Raw genomic sequence first — 7,227 nt, 5'->3', positions numbered from 1 at the left:
GCATCGCAGTCCTGCTGGGCTGGAAAAGTCGGCAGTGTCGCCGACACGGCTCCGACCGCTACTGAGTCACAACCAGCGAATGCCCAGGAACAACCGACGAGCTCGGCCGGCGGGGGCGGGAACAACGCCGGCGACGGGAACAACGCCGGCGCCGCTCCCCAGGATGCCGGCAGCCTTCCAGTCCCTCCCTCCACCACGGACCACCACTGGCCTTCCTACCAGTCGTCCTGGTATCAGGACACCCGCCCGGCCGACGACTAGACGGCGGACGTTGGGGCGTTCCTCCAGACGACCCTGCCAGCCGAGCAGGCAAACAGCTGCCCGTTCCTGAAGGGAAATCTTCGGAAATCCCGAACCGCCCGTACTGGTGCCGTCGCGGGCCCGCCCCGATGGACGAGATAACGGTTATACAATAATCAGTGTCGCTTGGATGGGCGTAACCGAAATCAAGCTCCAGGTTCCTGGCCTACGAAGATGAAAGCAAACAAAATCGAACATCGGCCTAACTCGGTGGCATTGGTGCAGGAGTCCCCGGCTTTCAGCCGGACCGGAGCCAAAGGAAATCCGGCCGGGCGCCGTACGGCGCCCGGCCGGAGGAGCGATCGGTAGCATCGAACATGACGTGCGGGAGAGCGTCAGGGGCGGGGCGGTGCCGTCCCGCACGGCTAAATGTCCGATAATGACAGTATGATTATGCTCAGCAATGGTTTGGATGCTGGGACGCCGTTCCCCCACGTTGTGGCTGGTTTCCGCCGCCGGGAACCTGCCGCCTCCACGGCTGGCATCGGCGGAGATCTGTTGCGTTATGGGAAAGCAAGACATAACGGACTCCGTCTGAATGTTGATCAGATCGCCAGGGTGGGCTCGATGAAGGCAGTCGACACCCGTAGGCGCGGTTCGGTGTCGACGGCGAGTTCGTAGTGGCCACGGCGGATGTTCCGCACGAACGCATGCCCGGGGTTGACGGTCTGGGCGGAACGGACACGTTGTAGTCCGCACATCGGCCGCAGCCTGACCTTCGGCTGGCCGTGATCGGACTCGATCCGGTTGTTTGCCCGCCGGGCGTCGATGTGACAGGAGGCTGGGCAGCAGCTCGTCGAGGACCCTTGGGTAGGTGGCGGCCTGCTCGGCGCTCACCTCGACCGGGCGCCGGCCGTGCGACAGCGCGACGGTGAAGAAGCGGTGGGCCACGGCCAGATCGCGGTGGTCGGCGGCGAGGACGTCGATGACCTGGCCGTCCTGGTCGACCAGCGGCGTCCTTCGCCGCCCTGCGCGGTGCCCGTCCGATCGGGGCCTTCTCCGGCAGGATCCACCGGCATCGTCTCAACCGGGGTGGGGACGGCCAGGCCAACACCGCCCTGCACCGGATCGTTCTCACCCGGCTGCGCTGTGATCCTCGGAGCCGGACCTACCAGCAGCGACGGATCGCGGAAGGCGCGACCCGACGGGAGATCGTCCGCTGTTGGAAGCGGTACGTCGCCCGGGAGATCTATCACGCGCTCCCGCGGACCACCGGCCGGACGGCTGGACTGGTCGGTCCAGCGGCTTGACGAACATAGGGGCGTCAGACCCGCACGGACAGTGTCGCCCATCGACGCCGCAGGAAGTATCCGGTCATGCCGCTCCCCGGGCACTCGACCCGGTGCCTGTCGACGGCCGCGTCAACGTCGGCTCCAGCCTGTCGCCACTCGCACTGATCGAGTTACGCCGCCGTTGCCCCGTTGCCCCGTTGCCCCTGGCTCCGCGTCGGGCCATGGAATCTGGTAAGGTCGATGCGTTGCAGTTGGAGTTTCCTCGAACGTTTCGAACGCCCGTGGAGTCTGACAGCGGGCGTTTTTCGTTTTCCAGTCCTATCCGACATGGGGACGATCACACCACGGCAACCCGGGACTCGCAGCAGGCGGCCCGGTACGGCCCCCACGAAGGAAAAGAACACATGGCTCAGGGCACTGTGAAGTGGTTCAACGGCGAGAAGGGCTTCGGGTTCATCGCCCAGGACGGCGGCGGTCCCGACGTCTTCGTTCACTACTCGGCCATCGACAGCGCCGGCTTCCGCAACCTGGAGGAGAACCAGCGCGTGGAGTTCGACATCACGCAGGGCCAGAAGGGTCCGCAGGCCGAGCACGTCCGCCCGGTCTGATCTGCGGTCGCGGACGATCATTCTTGTCGGTCGCGTCGAACACGGTGACGAACGGCCGCATCGAGGCCCATGGGCGGCTTGCAAGATCTAGCGGGTCGGAGTCGCGTGTGGGTGGATAGCCCGCGGTCCGTTCGGCCTTGCCGAGGACGACCGTCGCTAGGACCGTGACCGACCAGCACTGCACGTCCCTCCCGGGCTTTGTACCGTGCCGAAGCTGACGTCGGGGCGGTCATCGGCGGTTTCAGTCGGGTCGTGGCCGTGCGATGGTCAGCGGTCGTGCTGTTTCGGTCGACGTATCTGATCACGGTGAGGCTGTCTGGCTCGCTGAGTCTGGCGCTGCGCAGATCCGCGGTGAAGGATGTCGAGATCCTGATGCCAAGGCACGAGGTCCCGGTCCTGCGCCGTCAGGTTGCCCACCGCGCCTCTCATGGCCGGACCGTGGGATCTTGTCCGCGTTGACGCGGCTGCTACCCGACGAACTACGTCGCCATCGCATTGTCGCTCCTGCCACGCTGTCAGCGTGGCATCACCGTCTGGTCACACGCCGGTGGACGTACCCGAACCGGCACGGACGCCCAACAATCGATGACGAGCTGCGCGAGCTGGTCGTCCGGCTGACCCGGGAGAACCCTCACGGGGGCACCGCCGCGTTCAAGGAGAACTCACCCGGCTCGGACGGCGCTGTTGCATTCGCCGATCACAGGCGATCTTCACTGCGGATCTTCCTGTCGGACGCGCTCATGTGCCCCGGTCAGTGGGCTACCAGCCGCCCGGAGCCGTGTTGGTGAGCCTCGACGCCGGAGGACTTGCGGCCAAGATCTGCCGGTGTACGCGAATGCAACAGTGCCCTCCGAAGCCCGGGCGGAGCCGCGGGCCTCCGGTCAGTGGTCGCCGGACCAGGGGCCGACTCCCCCGACGCGGTCAACGGAGATCGAGAGCACGTAGCCCTCGGGCGGGTTCGGCGTCGGGGGGTAGCTGGCGTCCGGGCCGAGGTAGACCTTGGCGAGGCGGTTCAGGAGGGCGGGCGCGCCGCCCTCGTTGACCGTGGCACGCCCGTGGACGATGAGGTACTCGGCCAGGCCGGCCGCGTTTGTCACGCCGCCTTCGATGGTCAGTACGACCCGCGGGTCCCGCCGGATGTTACGGATCTTCTGGTACTCCGCCAGATGGGCGGTCACGATGGCGTCCCCGTCCAGCCCCACCACACCACGCTCGCCTGCGGGCTGCCGTCCGGGTTGAGGGTGACCAGGTGACCCAGATGCCCACCGGTGATCACAGATCGCGCCTCGTCGGTCAGTGCGGCCACGCAGACCCCCTCGGTGTCAGGTAGGAGGCGGCGCCCGGAGCAGCGGGAACCACCGTCCGCACCAGCCTAGTGTGGGCAGCGGGACTGTAAATACTAAGCGTGGTGGCTGTCCGGCGTGTTGACTGTCCGAGTGGTGCGTCGTCCACACCGAGTTTTGACTGTTTGCAGCAGGGCTGGTGCGTGTACCGGGCGGCAGGTCGGTCCTGGTCAGCACGCGGGGTACCCGACCCGGAGGAGCTTTCGCGCGAGCAGCGCGTCGTGCTTGCCCGCCAGCTCCTGGCGGGCAATGCCGAGCTGGCTGAGCGGTGCCGCCGGACGGAGGAGAAAGCCGCCGAGACCGTACTGCGCGGAGCGCGTTTCGGACGTCCGCGTCAGTTGGCGTCGGGCTGCGCGCGGGGGGTGGGCCGTGACAGCTGGAGTTCGGATCGTGGGGCGCTGCCGCTGCTGCGCCGGTCTCCCTTGTCGTGCTCTGGCTGCCCGACGCCGCCTCGTAGCGACTCGAAAATAGCCATGCCCTGGCCGACAAGGGCACTGGCGATCTCGCCGATGCCGTCCGCGCCGTTCAGCACGGTGACGTTCGCTCCCGCCAGACCAGACGCTGCCTGCTTGACGATCTCGGGCAGTTGATCGATTAGCATCCGGTCGAGTGCGACACGGTTATGTGACGCCGCAGCTTCGGCCTGGATCTTCATCTTCTCGGCCTCGGCCAGGGCCAGGATGCGCACCCGCTCGGCCTCTGCTTCAGCCGGCTTGACGACTTCGGCGACGAGCTGCTGTTGGCGCAGCTCCGCCTCGCGCTGGGCCAGCTCGGTCTGGGCGGCGATGACGCCACGCTGGGCCTGCGCCTTGGCCAGCGGTCCTGCCTGAGCGGCTTCGGCCTGCGCCTTGTCGATCTCGGCTCGGTACTGGGCCTGCACGACGGAGGTCTGTCGCGCGTACTCGGCCTGCTTGCGCTGCGACTCCTGCTCGGCCTCGGCGGCTGCCTGGTTGGCCTGCGCCTGCGCGATCTGGGCCTGTCGTTGGATGGCAGCGTTGTGTGGCGCCGCGATAGCCGCGATGTAGCCGAGCCCGCCGTCGTCGATGGACTGGATCTGCAGCGCGTCGACTGTCAGCCCGATCCTGGCCATCTCCTCCTTGGAGCCGTCCAGTACCTCGGTAGCGAGCTTCTGCCGCTCCTGGATTATCTGCTCGACCGTCATCGAGCCGATGATCGACCGCAGATGGCCGGCGAAGATCCGTCCGGCCAGCACCGACATTTGGTCCTGGTCTGACAGGAAGCGCTGGCCGGCGTTGACGATGCTTTCGCTGTCGTTGCCGACCTTGAATGCGATGACGGCGCGGACGTTGAGGGCGATGCCCTGGTGGGTCACGCAGGTCTCGGCAACCTCCGCCTCGCACATGGACAGCTTCAGGAAACGAACCTTACGAAAGAACGGTATGACGAAGCCGCCGTGCCCGGTGACCACACGGAACGGTGCCTCGCCGCGGTTCTTGCCTCCCGAGATCAGCATTGCTTCGTCAGGCGCAGGCACTCTGTAGCCCAGCATCGTTGCTCCCTCAGACCAAGTCAGCTACCGCTGTCGACCGTGATGGTGAAGTCTGTCCACGGCACCACGTCGACGGTACGCGGCCCCCGGCTACCGACCACGAGGACGGAAGCGCCCTTGGGCAGCGGGTCGTCGGACCAGGCGAGGTAGGTCTCGACACCGCCACGCACCTTCAGTTTCACCTCGCCAGCGCCGCCAGGGCCCCGAGTGGCGACGATGAGGGGGCCGACGCGACCGATGACCGACGAGTCACCCACGGCATTCCTCCTCCCGCCCATGCTTCCGAGTAGCCATCGTCGACCGCTGAACACCACTGTGGCAGGCGGGATGTCCTGTGCGGAGGGTACTGGTGCCGAAGACTGTGTCATGGGTCTTGACCTACAGCATCATCCTGCGGCCAGCTGTCCATGGCCGTCTATCTTGACGGTCCCCGCTCGGGCATGGTCGGGGCTTGTGGCCCTGCGTCTGCCATACCTGATCCTGCCGCATCCTGCTGGGCGTCTCCGGCTGGCGCTGGTACTGCTGACACGTTCGGCCGCCGCGAAGGAGGCCGGGATCCTCGTGTTACGCCACCAGGTCGCGCCTTCCACTTTTCGGCCCCGCAGCGGGGGACACGGTCGCCTACCCGGCTGTCGTCCCGTCAGGGCTGTCGGTGCCCGGGCCGGGGCGGTCATGGGGCCGGTTGAGCGCCTCGTCGCCGGAGCGCAGCTTGTCGATGTCGCGCCTCCTCACGCACCGCCATCTTGGCGGCACATACTCACCGCGAATCTCCGGGCTGTGCGCCACCTGACATCCGGTTAGTAACTGTTCAAGAGGTTGCTGAGGGCCCGCTGTGTACGGGTGTGGCGACGATCGGGTTGCCGCGGTCCAGTCTCATCAGCAGTTCATGAGGACCTTCCGGCAGCACGAAAAGATGATCGTTCCGCCTTGGGTTCAGGCGCCGGCGGCGGTGACGATGCCGTCGGTGGCGAAACCCGCGATCAGACCGAGCAGGATTCCGTAGGCGAGCAGATCCATACGTCGGGTTCTCGCCGCTACGGTGATCAGTTGGATGACGACGTAGAGGATCGACCCTGCCGCCAGCGTCAGGAAGGCCACGCTGAGGGCTTCGTTGGTGAAGCTGTGTCCGACAGCGGTACCGATGAATGTGGGGCCGCCGCCGATAAGACCCATGGTCAGCAGAAATCCCCAGCCGGGGCGGACGGGGGTACCAGCGGTGTCGCCGGCCAGCGGTGCGACGATTCCGAAGCCTTCGGTGGCGTTGTGCAGCCCGAAGCCGATGACCAGCAGGGTGGCCAGCGTGACTTCACCGGAGGCGGCGGACTGGCCGATGGCCAGGCCTTCAGCGAAGTTGTGCAGCCCGATCCCCGCCGCGATCAGCAGGCTGAGGCGTTTCGCCGGGGACCATGCTGCCAGGCCGACCTGTCGAGTTGTCAGTTCCCCCGCGGCCATCGTGCCCGGTCCGAACCGGCGTTCTCCGCCGGCGGCATGGCCCATCCACCGCTCATAGACCACCAGCGACAGCAGACCCACCGCGATCCCGCCGTTGAACAGTAGCCCGTAACCGACCGCCCGGCCGATGCCGTGGTGGTCGGTGTGTATCTCGGTCAGCGCCCCGTCGATGGGCTCCCAGGCCGCAGACAGCACATCCCACACCAGGAACAGCAACACGCCGACCGCCGCCGCGTTCAGGAGCGCACGCAGTGTGGGTGCGGACCGCCTGAGTCGCCCTACCGGCAGGCCGAGCAGAATCGTCGCTCCGGCGATGGCGCCGAGTAGCAGCGTGCGGCCCAGACCCATGTGTCCTCCTCCGACAGATCAGTTAGGTTAGGCTGTCCTAAATTGTGTGTAGAGGCAAGTTTTTCCTGATGGGACTGCTGACCGGACGGTTCAGCGGTGGGAGCGACTCACCTCCGAGGCACCTACTGCTGGGAGCGCTGTTGCGTTCACCGATTACCGACGATCTTGATTGCAGGCCTTCCCGCCGAAGGAAAAGTCTCCCGATACGCACCTACGGGTGGCGGCTGCCGCGGGCATCCCCGCCGAACCCTGGCCGCACCGCCTGGCACGACTGGCAGTTCGAGCTGTCCCCACCCAGCAGGCGCCTCCTTCGCCCAGCAAATGCGTGGCCAACGGGTGGAGCCACTCGCCCCTGTCGAACACGCCCCGCTCCCGGTTCACTGGGAGGAGTCGAAACAGGTGAGAGAACTCGTCTCACGGTGTCCGCGAGGGCC

Annotated in this window: 6 protein-coding genes and 3 pseudogenes; 3 read left to right on the top strand and 6 right to left on the bottom strand. The window is 66.6% G+C overall.

Translation table 11 applies throughout. From position 1 onward, the window contains the following. A pseudogene (locus NBW84_RS19630) lies at nucleotides 1-261 on the top strand (hypothetical protein); the annotation flags it as partial. Nucleotides 262-845: 584 nt separating this feature from the next. On the opposite strand, the pseudogene NBW84_RS19625 reads toward NBW84_RS19630, so the two are convergent. After that, a pseudogene (locus NBW84_RS19625) lies at nucleotides 846-1,248 on the bottom strand (DDE-type integrase/transposase/recombinase); the annotation flags it as partial. Nucleotides 1,249-1,253: 5 nt separating this feature from the next. Between NBW84_RS19625 and NBW84_RS19620 the strand changes: the two are divergent. Next, nucleotides 1,254-1,550: pseudogene (locus tag NBW84_RS19620) on the top strand (transposase); the annotation flags it as partial. 386 nt (nucleotides 1,551-1,936) lie between these two features. Continuing rightward, complete coding sequence (locus NBW84_RS19615) at nucleotides 1,937-2,140, top strand: cold-shock protein (RefSeq protein ID WP_131764847.1); 204 nt, start codon at nucleotides 1,937-1,939, stop codon at nucleotides 2,138-2,140. 881 nt (nucleotides 2,141-3,021) lie between these two features. On the opposite strand, the gene NBW84_RS19610 is transcribed toward NBW84_RS19615, so the two are convergent. From NBW84_RS19610 to NBW84_RS19590, 5 genes are all read right to left on the bottom strand, one after another. Continuing rightward, nucleotides 3,022-3,318 carry a hypothetical protein gene (locus NBW84_RS19610; protein WP_250286248.1) on the bottom strand — a complete coding sequence of 99 codons (297 nt, stop codon included), beginning with the start codon at nucleotides 3,316-3,318 and terminating at the stop codon, nucleotides 3,022-3,024. Then, nucleotides 3,315-3,446 (bottom strand): pyridoxamine 5'-phosphate oxidase family protein, encoded by a 132-nt coding sequence (locus NBW84_RS19605; RefSeq protein WP_250286246.1) that lies wholly within the window; start codon nucleotides 3,444-3,446, stop codon nucleotides 3,315-3,317. The genes NBW84_RS19610 and NBW84_RS19605 overlap by 4 nt, the downstream gene beginning before the upstream one ends. Nucleotides 3,447-3,817: 371 nt before the next feature. After that, a complete protein-coding gene (locus NBW84_RS19600; RefSeq protein WP_250286244.1) occupies nucleotides 3,818-4,993 on the bottom strand; it encodes an SPFH domain-containing protein in 1,176 nt (391 codons plus the stop codon). 20 nt (nucleotides 4,994-5,013) lie between these two features. Continuing rightward, a complete protein-coding gene (locus tag NBW84_RS19595; RefSeq protein WP_250286242.1) occupies nucleotides 5,014-5,250 on the bottom strand; it encodes a hypothetical protein in 237 nt (78 codons plus the stop codon). A 676-nt stretch (nucleotides 5,251-5,926) separates the two neighbouring features. After that, complete coding sequence (locus NBW84_RS19590; protein ID WP_250286240.1) at nucleotides 5,927-6,793, bottom strand: ZIP family metal transporter; 867 nt, start codon at nucleotides 6,791-6,793, stop codon at nucleotides 5,927-5,929. Between the last annotated feature and the right edge of the window lie 434 nt (nucleotides 6,794-7,227).

The organism is Protofrankia sp. CiP1_Cm_nod2 (genome assembly GCF_920664355.1).
In the GTDB taxonomy this organism is placed as follows: domain Bacteria; phylum Actinomycetota; class Actinomycetes; order Frankiales; family Frankiaceae; genus Protofrankia.
This window is presented reverse-complemented; position numbering and strand designations above follow the sequence as displayed.

Bases quoted from the DNA above. Each gene is read 5' to 3' on its own strand.
- NBW84_RS19600 (WP_250286244.1), bottom strand. From the start codon at position 4,993: ATGCTGGGCTACAGAGTGCCTGCGCCTGACGAAGCAATGCTGATCTCG.
- NBW84_RS19615 (WP_131764847.1), top strand. From the start codon at position 1,937: ATGGCTCAGGGCACTGTGAAGTGGTTCAACGGCGAGAAGGGCTTCGGG.
- NBW84_RS19590 (WP_250286240.1), bottom strand. From the start codon at position 6,793: ATGGGTCTGGGCCGCACGCTGCTACTCGGCGCCATCGCCGGAGCGACG.